Here is a 12,897-nt window from a genome sequence, read left to right as displayed (position 1 = left end):
TCAGCGTGCACGCACGGGGTAGCGCCTGAGGCGGTCGTGCGGAACGATGTCGGGCTCGACAGTGCCGATGTCCAGATCATCGAGCTTGCCGATGATCGGCAGCGGCAGGCTGCCGACCGTGTCGAAGACGCGGCTGAGCGGCGCCAGCAACGTGGTCGGCGCGAGGGTTCTGACCTGCGACGTCACGCTGCGGCGTCCGGAGCGTGGGCCTGACGCGTTCCATGCGTCGGCTACAAGCGACTGCCGGCTTCGCAGCACCAGGTTGAGCTGATCCATGGGCGCGAGGTACCGGGCGCGTCCGCCATCGCTGGTCTGAAGCTCGCGGATACGCAGCTCGACCTCTGCGGTCACGTAGCCGTTCCGATTCGGGGGGAACGCGCCGGGCACGAGCCCGGGAATGCGGCTCACGGCGCGGCTCGCCGCGCCGGGCGCGGTGCGTTCGCGCCACCGGGTTACGCGTGCGTTATCGCGCTCGAGCAGGGCGCGGCCCGAGAAGGTATCGAGCATCGGGTCGTCGAAGCGGCCCTGCCGCCTGCCGGACGTCGTGCTGACGATCGCCGCGTCGGCGCGGGCGAAGCTGCGATCGAGCATCTTCGCCTGGATCGCGGCGGCCGACGCCATCCGGTAGTTGCGCGAGACCGTGGCCTCCCAAGCTGCATTTCGCGCGGACTGCTGTGCCATCTGCTTGATATGGCCGTACTTCGCCACGATGGGCACCAGCAGGAACAGCGGCACGAGCACCGCGGCGGCAACCGCCAGTTCCGTCAGTGCCTGGCCTCGCTGGCGCCTCGGATGGCATGGGGCATATCGGGTCATTGTCCACCTCGGCTGCGGGTGACCGGAACGAATGCACTCGGGGGCAACGACTCGCCCGCGGTGAAGCGGCGTGTCGTGACGCGGGTGCCATTGCCGTTTGCCGGCTCCTGCGCGAGCACGATTCCGCTTGGTGAGTTGTCGGGCATCGTCGAAGCGGAGTGCACGACGGGATCGGTTGAGAGGCCCATGCGCGCACCCTCGGCCCACATGCAGACGCTGACGCCGTCCTTGCTCCAGCGATTGCATGGTTGGCCGGCGACCGACATCGCGCCCTGATCCTGCCAGCCGGCCTGGGCCGCGATCGCGTGGCCCTCGGCGGCCTGTGCCGCATCGATTGGTAGAAGCTCGAACTCGTCTGCGGTCACCGGCTCCTGCTGCCAGCCGGGAGTGAACTCGTCACCGCTATGACCTGTTACCTGTCGGTCGATGTAGTTCTCGACCACCTGTTCCCGGAACTCGAACAGACACAGGTCTTCGAGCTGCTTGCCCGGCGACGTCCAGCTCCAGCGCGTCTCGCGCGCGAGTCGGCGATTACTGTCGAGGCTAAGTTCGAGCGTCGCGGTGCCGAGCCGCGCGATCTGCTCACCCGACAGCGAGCGAACCGGCCATCCCGCTTCACGGCATCTAGATTCCGTCAGGCGGTAGTTCTGCTGTGGGGCGTTGCGGCCATCCTCGAGCTCTTCCAGAAGCAATTCGACGCTGACCGGCACGGTGCGCTCCGTGCGTGCGTCGTCTCGCGCGGCAGCCTCGGTCGGGGCCGCTCCGGGCTTGGTATCCTCGGGTTGGGCCGCGTCAGAGCTGCACCCTGCAAGCGCGATAGCGCATGACAGCATGGAAGCGCGGGCGAGCGTGCGCGTCATCACGGCGCTGCAGCGAAGGAGGTCTGCAATGCGGGCGGCGTGTCCACCAGCCGCGCCTGCCAGTAAGGGCTGAACAGGCTTCCCGCCTCGAAGCGATTGTCCCGGCGGCCCCAGACGATGCGTCGGAACGCCGCGTACTGGTGCGGGCGATTGAAGTACACCTGTGCGCTGGCGACCGCCCGCATGTGGTTGCCACGCGGCTGTTCGCGCATTGCCATGCGGCCGCTGCCGACGCCCAGCGCGGTCGTCGTCCGAGCATCGCCCATGCCCGTTTGGACCTCGACGGTAAACACCGGGCCGTCCTCCGGCGTCTCGGCCCGCCCGCGCTGTACGTCGTGGTAGCGGTGCGCGATGCCGTTCCTGTAGGTGCTGAAGTACGCGTCGCGCTTGCTATCCCCGACGAGGCGTCCGCCCGGGTCGGCTTCGACTTTACGCCCGGCGATGCCATATCGGCTGACGCCGTTATACGGGCGGAAGCGGCGCCTGCTGTAGTCCGAGTACCAGCCGTTGCGCCCGCGCGTCCGGATGCCCGGGTAGAAACGGGGCTGGCTGGTGTTGCCGAGCGCTTGGGCTCCGCCCCAGCCGACCGGAATCTTGAACGCATCCAGGCCGTAAGAAAAATCGATCTCGTTGACGTCAACCGCGGCCCAGCGATCGTACTCCACGAGATCCGTGCCCCCGTTGGCGTCGAGCACGCGCCAATCATCCTTGCGGTTGCGCGTGAACACATCGCGGGACTCCATGACAACGTTCCGGTATCGCTCCCCACCCACGCTGGTGCGGCGCGCGCCACGGCCGGACGAGGATGGGACGTCGAACGCATCCAGATATGTCGTACGCGCGCTGAGCAACTGAGCGGTGAGCGCGGTGGTGGCGATCGCGCGCATGTCGGCGCGCGGGGAGTTCTCCGCGACCACGTCGCGTGCGGTCTGCACCGAGCTCGCAGTCGAAAGCGCCTCGACCACGCCATAGGCGGCGGTGGCATACGCGGCGTTAGCCGTGTCCAGGCCTCCGATCAGCCCCTGTGATCCCGTGCGCACACCGGTTCGGATGCCCCGCAGCGCCTGGTCGGCGGCTTCGAACGCCTGGGCCACGGCCGCGAACGCCGGACCGATCACCGGGATCGCGGACAACACCCTCGCGACCTGTTTGAAGTTATGTGCCGAGACGTTGATCTGTGTCAGCCACGAGTTGAGGCTAACAGCCTGTGCGATCGCGACCTCGTTGGCGACGCGCCCCCGGTTCAGGTACGCCGCGAGGTTCCACGCGCGGGCCTGCTCGACCGCGACGCTGTACGCGGCGGCGTCCGCAGTATTGGTCAGTTCGACCTTTTTGTTGACCACCTGGCCGGTGTTGAACGTGATCAGCGCGCCGACGCACAGCACGATCAGGAACACCAGAATCAAAGGAAGCGCCTGCCCCTGGTGGGAACGGGCTGCGACAAACAGTCTGCGAGCCATGCTGGACCCTCGAACGAAGCAGAAGCGGCCGCGCGGCGATGCCTGCGGCCGCTTCGGTCACGACATCAGTTGCCGCGGTTGCTTGCTTCGTAGTTCGACAGGTTCTTTTCCGCCGCAGCCTGCGTATTGGCCTTGGTCGTTCCTTGCGTGGTCGCAGTGCGGCCGCTGGCGCTGGTCTGGCCAGCCAACTCACTGGTCATCACGCTCATCTGACCGCGGGTGACCTTGCCGAACGCGGTGTAGACACCGATCGCGGCAATGGCGATCAACGCCACGATGATGATGTATTCGGTCATGCCCTGACCGAACTGGCGATTGCGGGAGCCGAAACGACGTTCAATGCGCATGGTGATATTCCTTTATGCGGACGCGCGCGCCATGCACCGCGCAGACTGCACTGCGCAAGACATCGTCACATCCGTTGTGATGACCAAGTTGGGCGGGTTACCGAAAACCTGACGCACAACGTCAGTTTCTCCGGCAGTTCCGAATGTACCGACAGTAAATGTCATTAGCAAGACGTAGGTCACATTCAGCGTGCGTTTTGCGGAGAACCGGCGCAGCGGCCAGCCCGGTTGCGTTGGCTGACCAGGGCGGACACAGGCGCAGGGGCCGCAGTTCCACCCATCAAAGGCGAGCGGCCAGATCGACAGCGCTAGGCGTCAACGCTTCGAGAGCTCAACGCGCCGGTTCTTTGCGCGGCCGTCCTCGCTGCCGTTGTCGGCAACAGGCTGGGTGGCGCCGAAGCCCTTGGCCGAAAGACGCCCGGCATCGATTCCTTCGGCGACCAAAGCCGCAACTACGGCCTTGGCACGCGCGTCAGACAGTCGAAGATTGTGCGAGAGATCACCACTGTTGTCGGTGTGGCCGCCCACCGCGATCCGCAGCGCCGGGTCGTCGCGCAGCATGCGGGCCGCCTCCGCGAGCTGCGGTTGCGACTCGGCAAGGATCTCAGCCTTGTCCGTGGCGAAGTTGACGTGCAGCCTGACCGTTCCCGTACTGTCGAGTTGCTGCTTCAACTCGGCCGCCGGGAGCAGCTTCGCCGTCGCCGTAAACGGCCGGGTCTCGACCACCATCCATGACGCCGGGAACTGCGGCGAGTGCCTCAGCTGGATCCAGACATCACGATCTGCACGCCGGATCAGATACGTGTTCGCCGTACTGAATTCCAACCACAGCAGTGCACCCTCCAACCGGTCGCGAGTCGCCTGCGGGATCTGCTCGACCGCCGCTGCGGGCACTTCCGACTCCGTGACCTTGACGCCACCTACGGACGTCACAAGTTGCTCGAGATTCCGGCTCAACTCCAGTGCTGAAAACGGCTTACCTTCTTCGTTCTCGAAGCTGGACATGTAGACCTTGCCTTCGACCCATTCCATGCGGTCCCCGGTCCAGACCGGAACACGCTCGTACTCCATCGTTTGCGCGCCCGTGGCTGAGTAACCGGCCGGGAGCTGGATAAAAGGAAACGATCCCAACGGCTGGTCACTGACGGGCACGGCGGAGACATCGAATGCCTGACTGGTCGGTGCCGAAGCGGCGGGTGTTGCGGCGTCCGGAGCGACCTCGGAGACCACCGGCGCGGCCGTCGCCGGAGGCGGGGCCGCGCTCTCGCCCTGCTCGGTGCAACCTGCGAGTAGCACTGCTGCTACGGCGAACGCGATGAAGGTTCTTGCAACCATGATCTGGCTCCAATTGCTCTGTTGATTGATCAGGCACGCGCTACGCCGACCCGGCTACGCGTTTCGACCTGGCGCGGCAGTCCGCTGCCGCGGCGGCGGCACGGGGAAGTGCGGGGTCCGGCAACAGGCAGCCGCGCCCACGGTACGAAGCCCGCAGACCGGCGCCCGATGACGTCAATTGGCGACGCGCGGGCCCGTGGCTTCGATGTCGGCCTTCATCTGCTCGGCCGTCTGGCGCAGCTGCGCGCAGACTTCCGCACGCTGTGGCGCCGACATCGCCTGCAGCTTGCGCGTGGACTCGGCTTGGGCGGCGTCGAACTTGCGATCGAAATCGGCGGCCGGGACACCGTTCGCGATCATCTCTGCCCGCGCGTGTTCGCGCGCACGCTCGAGCGAGCCCGAGCTATCTCCGCCTTCGCACGCAGAGCCAGCCACTGCCATTGACGCGACCATCCGGATCATCGGATCAGTGAGTTCCGCGGGCATCGCGTCACCCGACGGCACGGGTGCCGGCACGCTGGTAGTGTCCACCGCAGCGGCTTCGGTGCTCACGTCCGTATCGGCCGCCGGCAGCGGCGCGGCGTCGGTCGCCGACGGTGGCCGGTTGCAACCGGCAGCCAGGGCGACCGCGATGCACAACACGGGCAGGCTCGTCTTCATCGGTCAACTCACATCCTGTGGGGAGCCGGAGTTTAGCCGACGCCGCCCGCGGGTCGACCGCCGTCAGCTACGCAGCGCCGCCCCACGCTTGAGCAACAAAGCCCCAGCGCTCCAAGCGCGACCACGAAGTCGAGCATCAGCACACACGCAATGCCGACCGGGACGTCGCTGTGGCTGCTCAGGCCGCCGAGGTAGGTCAGCCGGGTCAGGATGACGGCCCTCTTTGGATGCATTGACCTCCTGCAGAGCGCGCGCAGTAGCCAGCAGGTGATTGAGCCCGCGCACTAGTTGTGATCTCTCAGTAGGTTGTTCCCCGAGTGCAGCAGAGTGGGAACTCTGGTGACTGGTGACCTCGCGAGGAGGGTGATAGCCGCCAATAACGACGCAGGAGCGCGACCGCCGCTGCGGGCAGAGTTATAGAGGACTCTGCGCCGGCCATGTTGCGCGTTGCGCCCCGCCTTCGGCGCAGTCCGACCTGTTCGCCACGCTGGTGCACAACATCGAACAGTCCGAGGCGCCGCGTGACGGCCGCGGGCGGCCGACGCCGATGGACGAGCTGGTGCAGATCCGTCGCGAGGATCGGCTCAAGCAGGGCGACCATGCGGGTGCGTCGCAGGATGTGCAGTCCCTGTTGCGCGCCTGTCCGAAGGCGAACACCACGCGCGGCGTCGCGTGCCGGCAGAAGGTATGTGCACGATTTGCCGGTACCGATCCGGCCTGCCCTGCCCTGCCGTAACTCGCCTGGCCTTGGCGCAGGCCGCTCGGGGGCGGCCGGGGGATCGTGCGCCTGACCCAGCAAAGGCCGAATTTCGGGCAATAAAAAGCCCCGCAGGCAGGGGGGGCCGGCGGGGCTGGGGAGCTGGGCCTGGGGAGGGGCCTTCGCTCCGGATCACTCCAGGGGAGGGGAGAGATCTGCGACAGACGTTGCATCTGTCGGGGGCTATAAGACCATCGGCAACATGCACGTTATGTGAAGACGACCGTTAACGCTTTGTAAGATTCAGAATCGATTCATTCGCCCCGATCCGGCTAAATTCCGGGCCGGATCGGGATAAGCGCGGACGCTCAATGGGCCTGATCCCAGTTCTCGCCGACCCCGCTTTCGACCTCAAGCGGCACACGCAACTCGGCGGCAGCGGCCATCCGCGCTGTGACGGCTTCGATCAGTGCCGGCACGAACGCCTCGTCGACCTCGAATACGAGCTCGTCGTGCACCTGCAGCACCATCAACGCGCGCTCGCCGTGGTCGGCCAGCCACGCATCGACCGCGACCATCGCGCGTTTGATGATGTCGGCCGCGGTGCCCTGCATCGGGGCGTTGATCGCCGCGCGCTCGGCGCCCGAGCGCAGGCCCTGGTTGCGCGCGTTGATGTTGTCCAGATACAGGCGCCGGCCGAACACGGTCTCGACATAGCCCTGGTCGCGCGCCTGCTGGCGCGTGCGCTCCATGTAGTCGCGCACGCCGGGGTAGCGGGCGAAGTAGAGCCCGATGTAGTCCTGCGCCTCGCCGCGCGAGATGCCCAGGCGCGTGGCCAGGCCGAACGCGCTCATGCCGTACATCAGCCCGAAGTTGATCGCCTTCGCGGCGCGGCGCTCGCCGGCCTCGACCGTCTCGACGGTCTTGCCGAACACCTCGGCCGCGGTCGCGGTGTGCACGTCGAGCCCGGACGTGAATGCCCGCAGCAGCGCCGGGTCTTCGGACAGGTGCGCCATGATCCGCAGCTCGATCTGCGAGTAATCGCAGGCGACGATGCGACGGCCTTCGGGCGCAACGAACGCGGTGCGGATGCGGCGGCCGTCCTCGGTGCGGATCGGGATGTTCTGCAGGTTCGGATCCGATGAGGCGAGCCGGCCAGTCGCGGCGCCGGCCTGGTGGTAACTCGTGTGTACGCGGCCGGTGTGCGGGTTGATCATCTCCGGCAGCTTGTCGGTGTAGGTGCTGCGCAGCTTCGCCAGGCCGCGATAGTCGAGGATCACGCGCGGCAGCTCGTGCTGGTCGGCGATCGCCTCCAGCGCTTCTTCGTTCGCGCTCGGCTGCCCGGTCGGCGTCTTCACCGCCGCCGGCAGCTTGAGCTCGTCGTACAGCAGCGCGCAGACCTGCTTCGGCGAATCGAGATTGAACGCGCGGCCTGCGAGCTCGGTCGCGCGTTGCTGAAGCTCGAGCATGCGCCGGCTCAGGTCGTTCGACTGGCGGCGAAGCTCATCGGCATCGACGCGCACGCCGTTCGCCTCGATGCGCTCGAGCACCGATACCAGCGGCATCTCGATCTCGCGGTAGACGCGTGCGAGCGCCGGCTCGGCCTCGAGTTTTTTCGACAGCGCGCGGTGCAGGCGCAGCGTTACGTCCGCATCCTCGGCGGCGTAGCGCGTCGCATCGTCCAGCGCGACCTGCGGGAACGGGATCTGCTTGGCACCCTTGCCGGCCACGTCGGCGTACTTGACCGTTTCGTAGCCCAGGTAGCGCTTGGCCAGCGAGTCCATATCGTGCCGCGTCGCGGTCGCGTTGAGCACGAAGCTTTCGAGCATCGTGTCATCGGCATAGCCGCGCACGTCGACGCCATGCCGGCGCATCACGTGCAGGTCGTACTTGCCGTGCTGGCCGATCTTGCGGCGGCCGGCGTCCTCGAGCAGCGGCCGCAACGCGTCCAGCACGGCATCGCGGTCCAGCTGCGCCGGTGCGCCGGGATAGTTGTGCGCGAGCGGGATGTAGCAGGCGGCGCCGGGCTCGACGCTGAGGCTGATGCCGACGAGGTTCGCCAGCAGCGCATCGAGCGAATCGGTCTCGGTGTCGAATGCGAATTCATCGGCCGCGCGCACGCGCTCGATCCATGCGTCGAGTTGTTCGCGCGTGAGCACGGTCTCGTACTCGCCGGGCGCAGCCAGCGCGGGATCGAGCGGCTCTGCGACCGGTGTGGCGGCGCGTGCATAGCCGGCCGCGGTGTTGCGGATGCTGCCCGCGTCGTCGCTGCCGCCCCCGCCGTCGAGATCGCGCAGCGCCTGCTTGAAGCCGTAGCGCGCATACAGCCCGCGCAACGCATCGAGGTCCCGCTCGCGCAGCACGAGGTCGGTCGCGCGCTGCTCGAGTTCGACGTCGGTGCGGATCGTCGCCAGTTCTCGGTTCAACGGCAGCCGCTCGAGCACCGCGCGCAGGTTCTCGCCGATCTTGCCCTTGATCGAACCGGCATTCGCGATCACGCCGTCGAGGGTTTCGTACTCGGCGAGCCACTTCGCGGCGGTCTTCGGGCCGCATTTGTCGACGCCGGGGATGTTGTCGACGCTGTCGCCGACCAGCGACAGGTAATCGACGATCTGGTCGGGTCGCACGCCGAACTTGTCGACCACGCGCGCAACGCAGTCCATCCGCCCGCCGGTCATCGTGTTGACCAGCGAGATCCCGCAGCCTTCGGCCGGGTCGCGCACGAGCTGGGCGAAATCCTTGTCGCCGGTCGAGATCGTGACGTCGATGCCCTCGTCGGCCGCCTGCACCGCAAGCGTGCCGATCACGTCATCGGCCTCGACGCCGGGTACGCGCAGGATCGTCAGCCCGAGCGCATGCACGATGTCGCACATCGGCTGCACCTGTGCGCGCAGCTCGTCGGGCATCGGCGGACGGTTGGCCTTGTACTGCGGGTCGAGCTCCTCGCGGAACGTCGGGCCGCTCGCATCGACCACATAGGCGACGTAATCGGGGCGCTCGGCCAGCGTCGAGCGCAGCATGTTGACCACCCCGAACAGCGCGCCGGTCGGCTCGCCGTGCTCGTTCGTGAGCGGCGGCAGCGCATGGAACGCACGGTAGAGGTAACTGGAACCGTCGATCAGCACGAGTCGTTTCATGCCGGCGATTCTACGCGGCGTGTCCGCAGCGGCTGCGTGCGCGGCTGCTTCACCGGGCGGACGTATCCTGTAGACCCGAACCGGAGACGCGTCATGCGCCCAGCCGCCCTTGCCCTGACCGTCGCGCTGATAGCCGGCTGCGCGACCTCCGCGGACCTCGCCGATGACCCGACCACCCGCCTCGAGGGTGCGCAGGTCACGACCCGCACCGAAGCGAACGGCGATCTGATCGAGGAATACCGGGTTGCCGGCCTGCTGCAGATCGTCAAGGTCACGCCGGCTGTCGGCGTCACCTATTACCTGATCGACGAAGACGGCGACGGCCGCGTCGATGCCACGCGTGGCGACAACGAAGGTATCTCGCCGGTCTATTACAAGCTGTTCGGCTGGTAAGTCGTTCGAGCGTGGCGTAGCCGGACCTCGGCGCCTGCCTGAGGCCGGTCATGCGCTGCCGCAGGTGTCGTTGCGCGACGCCGCCAATCGGCCGCGCTTGGCCCTGCTACGTACACCGGCCTGGTGGCTGCACGACGCGCCCGTAAGCATGGGCGACCGCACGTTCTTGATCTTCAGCGCCTACCGCGTGTCGGGGCGCGTGGCGCGCTCGCGCGGGTAACAGTCCGTCGCTTCGACCATCGGTACGACGCATGCGTGTCGCCACGCACCGCTGCGACGTCAGCCGGCGCAGCCGCGCAGTGCGAGATTGAGCACGACCGTCAGCGCGATCGAAGCAATGATGCTGAACAGGCAGCCGGTGGTGCGGATCTTGACGGGCATCGCGTGGACTCATGACCGGTGGGGCCGGTATCCATCGCATGGGCGAGGTGGTTCCGGAGTGATGGCGCGTCGCAGCGTGCGTGCCGGCCCGGCGCTGTTACGATCAGCCGGCCTGGAAGGGGAAACGGCCAGGCACTCATCCAACTGAAGGGGAAAACGATGGACTGGTACCTGAAAGTGCTGAAGCAGTATTTCGACTTCAGCGGTCGCGCGCGTCGCAAGGAATACTGGATGTTCCTGCTGTTCAGCGTCATCGTTTCGATCGTGCTCGGCATCGTCGATGTAATGGCAGGCCTGACGATGCTCGGTGGCACGATGGGCACGCTCGGCTCGATCTACGCGCTGGCAATCATCATCCCGAGTCTCGCGGTCGGCGCACGCCGCCTGCACGACATCGACCGCAGCGGCTGGTGGATGCTGATCGGGCTGATCCCGGTCATCGGCTTCATCGTGCTGATCGTCTGGTACGCAAGCGAAGGCACGCGTGGGGACAACCGCTTCGGCGCCGACCCGAAGGCTGGCGACGCGGACGGTGTGCCGGCGATGGCCTGAGGCCTGCTTCAGCGATCGTGTTCCAGCGATAACTAAAACGGCGCCCTCGGGCGCCGTTTTTTTTGCGACACCGTCGCGCGATCAGGCCGGCTGCAGGTTTGCGAACGCGACCACGAGCCACTTGCTGCCGGCGTCGTCGAAATTGACCTGCACGCGCGCATGTGCGCCGCTGCCTTCGTAATCGGTCACGGTGCCGGTGCCGAAGCTCGGGTGGCGCACGCTTGCACCGAGCGGCAGCGTCGGGGTTTCGAGCTGCGCATGGCCCCAGTCGCGACGCGGGCGCGGCGTGTAGACCGGCCGGGACACCTGCACCTTCGGCCGTACCTCATGCAGTAACGTGGCCGGGATCTCGCGCAGGAAGCGCGAGGGCATGCCGTACATGTCCTGGCCGTGGATGCGGCGCGCCTCGGCGTAGGTGAGCACGAGCTTCTGGCGCGCACGCGTGATGCCGACATACGCAAGGCGGCGCTCTTCCTCGAGCCGGCCCGCCTCCTCGTTCGACTTCGAACTCGGAAACAGGCCCTCTTCCATGCCAGCCAGGAACACCAGCGGGAATTCGAGCCCCTTCGCGCTGTGCAACGTCATCAGCTGCACGCCGTCCTCGTCGGCGCGGGCCTGGCCTTCGCCGGCCTCGAGCGCGGCATAGCTGAGGAATGCGACGAGTTCGGGCATCGCGGCCGCGTCGTCGTCATCGCTGCGGATAAAACGCGAGGCGACCGAGACGAGCTCGTCGAGGTTGTCGGTGCGCGAATCGAGCTGGCCGCGCGACTCGTTCGCGTAATGCTCGCGCAGGCCCGAGCGGGCGAGCACGTGATCGATCTTCTCCTGCAGCGGCATCTCGGCGACGTCGGCCTGCAGCGAGTCGATCAGGTTCACGAACCCCGCCAGCGCATTGCGTGCACGCGCGGCGAGCACCGTGCCGCCGGTCAGCGCCTGCGCGGCCTGCCACAGCGGCAGGCCGAGCCCGCGCGCGAGGCGCCGCACCTCGTCGAGCGTGCGCTCGCCGATGCCGCGCGTGGGCGTGTTGACTGCGCGCTCGAACGCGGCGTCGTCGCTGCGGTTCGCGACCAGGCGCAGGTAGGCCAGCGTGTCCTTGATTTCGGCGCGCTCGAAAAAGCGCAGCCCGCCGTAGACGCGATACGGCACCTGTTCGCCGATCAGCGCTTCTTCGAATGCGCGGGACTGCGCGTTGCTGCGGTAGAGGATCGCGACCTCGCCGAAGCTGCCGCCGTCGCGCACCCACTGGCGCAACCGTTCGACGACGAAGCGCGCCTCGTCGATCTCGTTGTACGCGCTGTAAAGATCGATCGGCTCGCCGGTGCCGGTATCGGTCCAGAGCTTCTTGCCGAGCCGGTCGGGGTTGTGCGCGATGACCGCGTTCGCGGCTTCGAGGATGTTAGCGCTGGAGCGGTAGTTCTGCTCGAGCCTGAGCGTCTGCGCGCCGGGGAAGTCGCGCAAAAAGCGCTGCACATTCTCGACCTTCGCGCCGCGCCAGCCGTAAATCGCCTGATCGTCGTCGCCGACCACGAACACGTGGCCGCTCTCGCCGGCCAGCACGCGCACGAATGCGTACTGGATCGCGTTGGTGTCCTGGAACTCGTCGACGAGGATCTCGCCGAAGCGGTGGCGGTAATGCGCGAGCAACGCCGGGTTGTCGCGCAGCAGCTCGTGCGCGCGCAGCAGCAGTTCGGCGAAGTCGACCAGGCCCGCGCGGTCGCAGCGCTCCTGGTAGGTCGCGTAGCAGCGGCGCATCGTGTCGCTCCACTCGTCCGCGCCACCCTGCAGGTGCTGCGGGCGGCGGCCCTCGTCCTTCTGCGCGTTGATCCACCACGCAAGCTGCCGCGGCGGGAAGCGCGTCTCGTCGAGCTCGAGCTGCTGCACGACGCGCTTGGCGAGGCGCTGCTGGTCATCCGAGTCGAGCACCTGGAAGCCTTCGGGCAGCTTCGCTTCCTGCCAGTGCAGGCGCAGCAGCCGGTGCGCGAGGCCGTGGAACGTACCGATCCACATGCCGCGCGCGCCACCGCGCAGCTGCGCGTCGACGCGGTGCCGCATCTCGCCGGCGGCCTTGTTCGTGAACGTGACGGCGAGGATGCCGTGGGTCGGCACGCCGTGGACCTCGTTGAGCCAGGCGATGCGGTGCGTCAGCACGCGCGTCTTGCCGGAGCCGGCGCCGGCGAGGACCAGATAGTGACCGGGAGGCGCGGAGACGGCCTCGCGCTGCGCCGGGTTCAGCGCGTCGAGCAGGTGGGAGACATCCAT

Annotated in this window: 11 protein-coding genes; 3 read left to right on the top strand and 8 right to left on the bottom strand. The window is 67.3% G+C overall.

What is annotated here, in order from left to right; genetic code table 11:
• From ACFFGH_RS01665 to ACFFGH_RS01640, 6 genes are all read right to left on the bottom strand, one after another.
• On the bottom strand, positions 1–816 hold the full coding sequence (locus tag ACFFGH_RS01665) for a pilus assembly protein (protein ID WP_386664261.1): 816 nt from the start codon (positions 814–816) through the stop codon (positions 1–3).
• Entirely contained in the window at positions 813–1,676 is an 864-nt protein-coding gene (locus tag ACFFGH_RS01660) for a hypothetical protein (protein ID WP_386664260.1), read from the bottom strand. Before ACFFGH_RS01660 ends, ACFFGH_RS01665 begins: the two co-directional genes overlap by 4 nt.
• Positions 1,676–3,136, bottom strand: a complete 1,461-nt coding sequence (locus ACFFGH_RS01655) for a pilus assembly protein TadG-related protein (RefSeq protein WP_386664258.1) — start codon at positions 3,134–3,136, stop codon at positions 1,676–1,678. The genes ACFFGH_RS01660 and ACFFGH_RS01655 overlap by 1 nt, the downstream gene beginning before the upstream one ends.
• A gap of 65 nt (positions 3,137–3,201) precedes the next feature.
• Positions 3,202–3,483, bottom strand: coding sequence for a pilus assembly protein (locus ACFFGH_RS01650; protein WP_386664256.1), 282 nt, complete (start codon positions 3,481–3,483; stop codon positions 3,202–3,204).
• Between the two features lie 315 nt (positions 3,484–3,798).
• Positions 3,799–4,713, bottom strand: coding sequence for an OmpA family protein (locus ACFFGH_RS01645; protein ID WP_386664255.1), 915 nt, complete (start codon positions 4,711–4,713; stop codon positions 3,799–3,801).
• Positions 4,714–4,992: 279 nt separating this feature from the next.
• A complete protein-coding gene (locus ACFFGH_RS01640; protein ID WP_386664254.1) occupies positions 4,993–5,478 on the bottom strand; it encodes a hypothetical protein in 486 nt (161 codons plus the stop codon).
• 547 nt (positions 5,479–6,025) lie between these two features.
• On the opposite strand from ACFFGH_RS01640, the gene ACFFGH_RS01635 reads away from it, so the two are divergent.
• Positions 6,026–6,214 carry a hypothetical protein gene (locus ACFFGH_RS01635; protein WP_386664252.1) on the top strand — a complete coding sequence of 63 codons (189 nt, stop codon included), beginning with the start codon at positions 6,026–6,028 and terminating at the stop codon, positions 6,212–6,214.
• Positions 6,215–6,543: 329 nt separating this feature from the next.
• Here ACFFGH_RS01635 and polA read toward each other — a convergent pair whose 3' ends face one another.
• Entirely contained in the window at positions 6,544–9,312 is a 2,769-nt protein-coding gene (polA, locus tag ACFFGH_RS01630; protein WP_386664250.1) for a DNA polymerase I, read from the bottom strand.
• Between the two features lie 93 nt (positions 9,313–9,405).
• On the opposite strand from polA, the gene ACFFGH_RS01625 reads away from it, so the two are divergent.
• On the top strand, positions 9,406–9,705 hold the full coding sequence (locus tag ACFFGH_RS01625) for a DUF2782 domain-containing protein (protein ID WP_386664249.1): 300 nt from the start codon (positions 9,406–9,408) through the stop codon (positions 9,703–9,705).
• A 540-nt stretch (positions 9,706–10,245) separates the two neighbouring features.
• Entirely contained in the window at positions 10,246–10,638 is a 393-nt protein-coding gene (locus ACFFGH_RS01620) for a DUF805 domain-containing protein (RefSeq protein WP_386664248.1), read from the top strand.
• A gap of 81 nt (positions 10,639–10,719) precedes the next feature.
• Here ACFFGH_RS01620 and uvrD read toward each other — a convergent pair whose 3' ends face one another.
• Positions 10,720–12,897, bottom strand: coding sequence for a DNA helicase II (uvrD, locus tag ACFFGH_RS01615; RefSeq protein WP_386664247.1), 2,178 nt, complete (start codon positions 12,895–12,897; stop codon positions 10,720–10,722).

Source organism: Lysobacter korlensis (assembly GCF_042434515.1).
The sequence above is the reverse complement of the archived record's forward strand: the minus strand, read 5'-3'. Positions and strand labels throughout refer to the sequence as shown.

Excerpts from the sequence above, each read along its gene's own strand:
- ACFFGH_RS01665 (WP_386664261.1), bottom strand. The coding sequence starts at position 816 with ATGACCCGATATGCCCCATGCCATCCGAGGCGCCAGCGAGGCCAGGCA.
- ACFFGH_RS01660 (WP_386664260.1), bottom strand. The coding sequence starts at position 1,676 with ATGACGCGCACGCTCGCCCGCGCTTCCATGCTGTCATGCGCTATCGCG.
- ACFFGH_RS01655 (WP_386664258.1), bottom strand. The coding sequence starts at position 3,136 with ATGGCTCGCAGACTGTTTGTCGCAGCCCGTTCCCACCAGGGGCAGGCG.
- ACFFGH_RS01650 (WP_386664256.1), bottom strand. The coding sequence starts at position 3,483 with ATGCGCATTGAACGTCGTTTCGGCTCCCGCAATCGCCAGTTCGGTCAG.
- ACFFGH_RS01640 (WP_386664254.1), bottom strand. The coding sequence starts at position 5,478 with ATGAAGACGAGCCTGCCCGTGTTGTGCATCGCGGTCGCCCTGGCTGCC.
- ACFFGH_RS01635 (WP_386664252.1), top strand. The coding sequence starts at position 6,026 with ATGGACGAGCTGGTGCAGATCCGTCGCGAGGATCGGCTCAAGCAGGGC.
- polA (WP_386664250.1), bottom strand. The coding sequence starts at position 9,312 with ATGAAACGACTCGTGCTGATCGACGGTTCCAGTTACCTCTACCGTGCG.
- ACFFGH_RS01625 (WP_386664249.1), top strand. The coding sequence starts at position 9,406 with ATGCGCCCAGCCGCCCTTGCCCTGACCGTCGCGCTGATAGCCGGCTGC.
- ACFFGH_RS01620 (WP_386664248.1), top strand. The coding sequence starts at position 10,246 with ATGGACTGGTACCTGAAAGTGCTGAAGCAGTATTTCGACTTCAGCGGT.
- uvrD (WP_386664247.1), bottom strand. The coding sequence starts at position 12,897 with ATGGATGTCTCCCACCTGCTCGACGCGCTGAACCCGGCGCAGCGCGAG.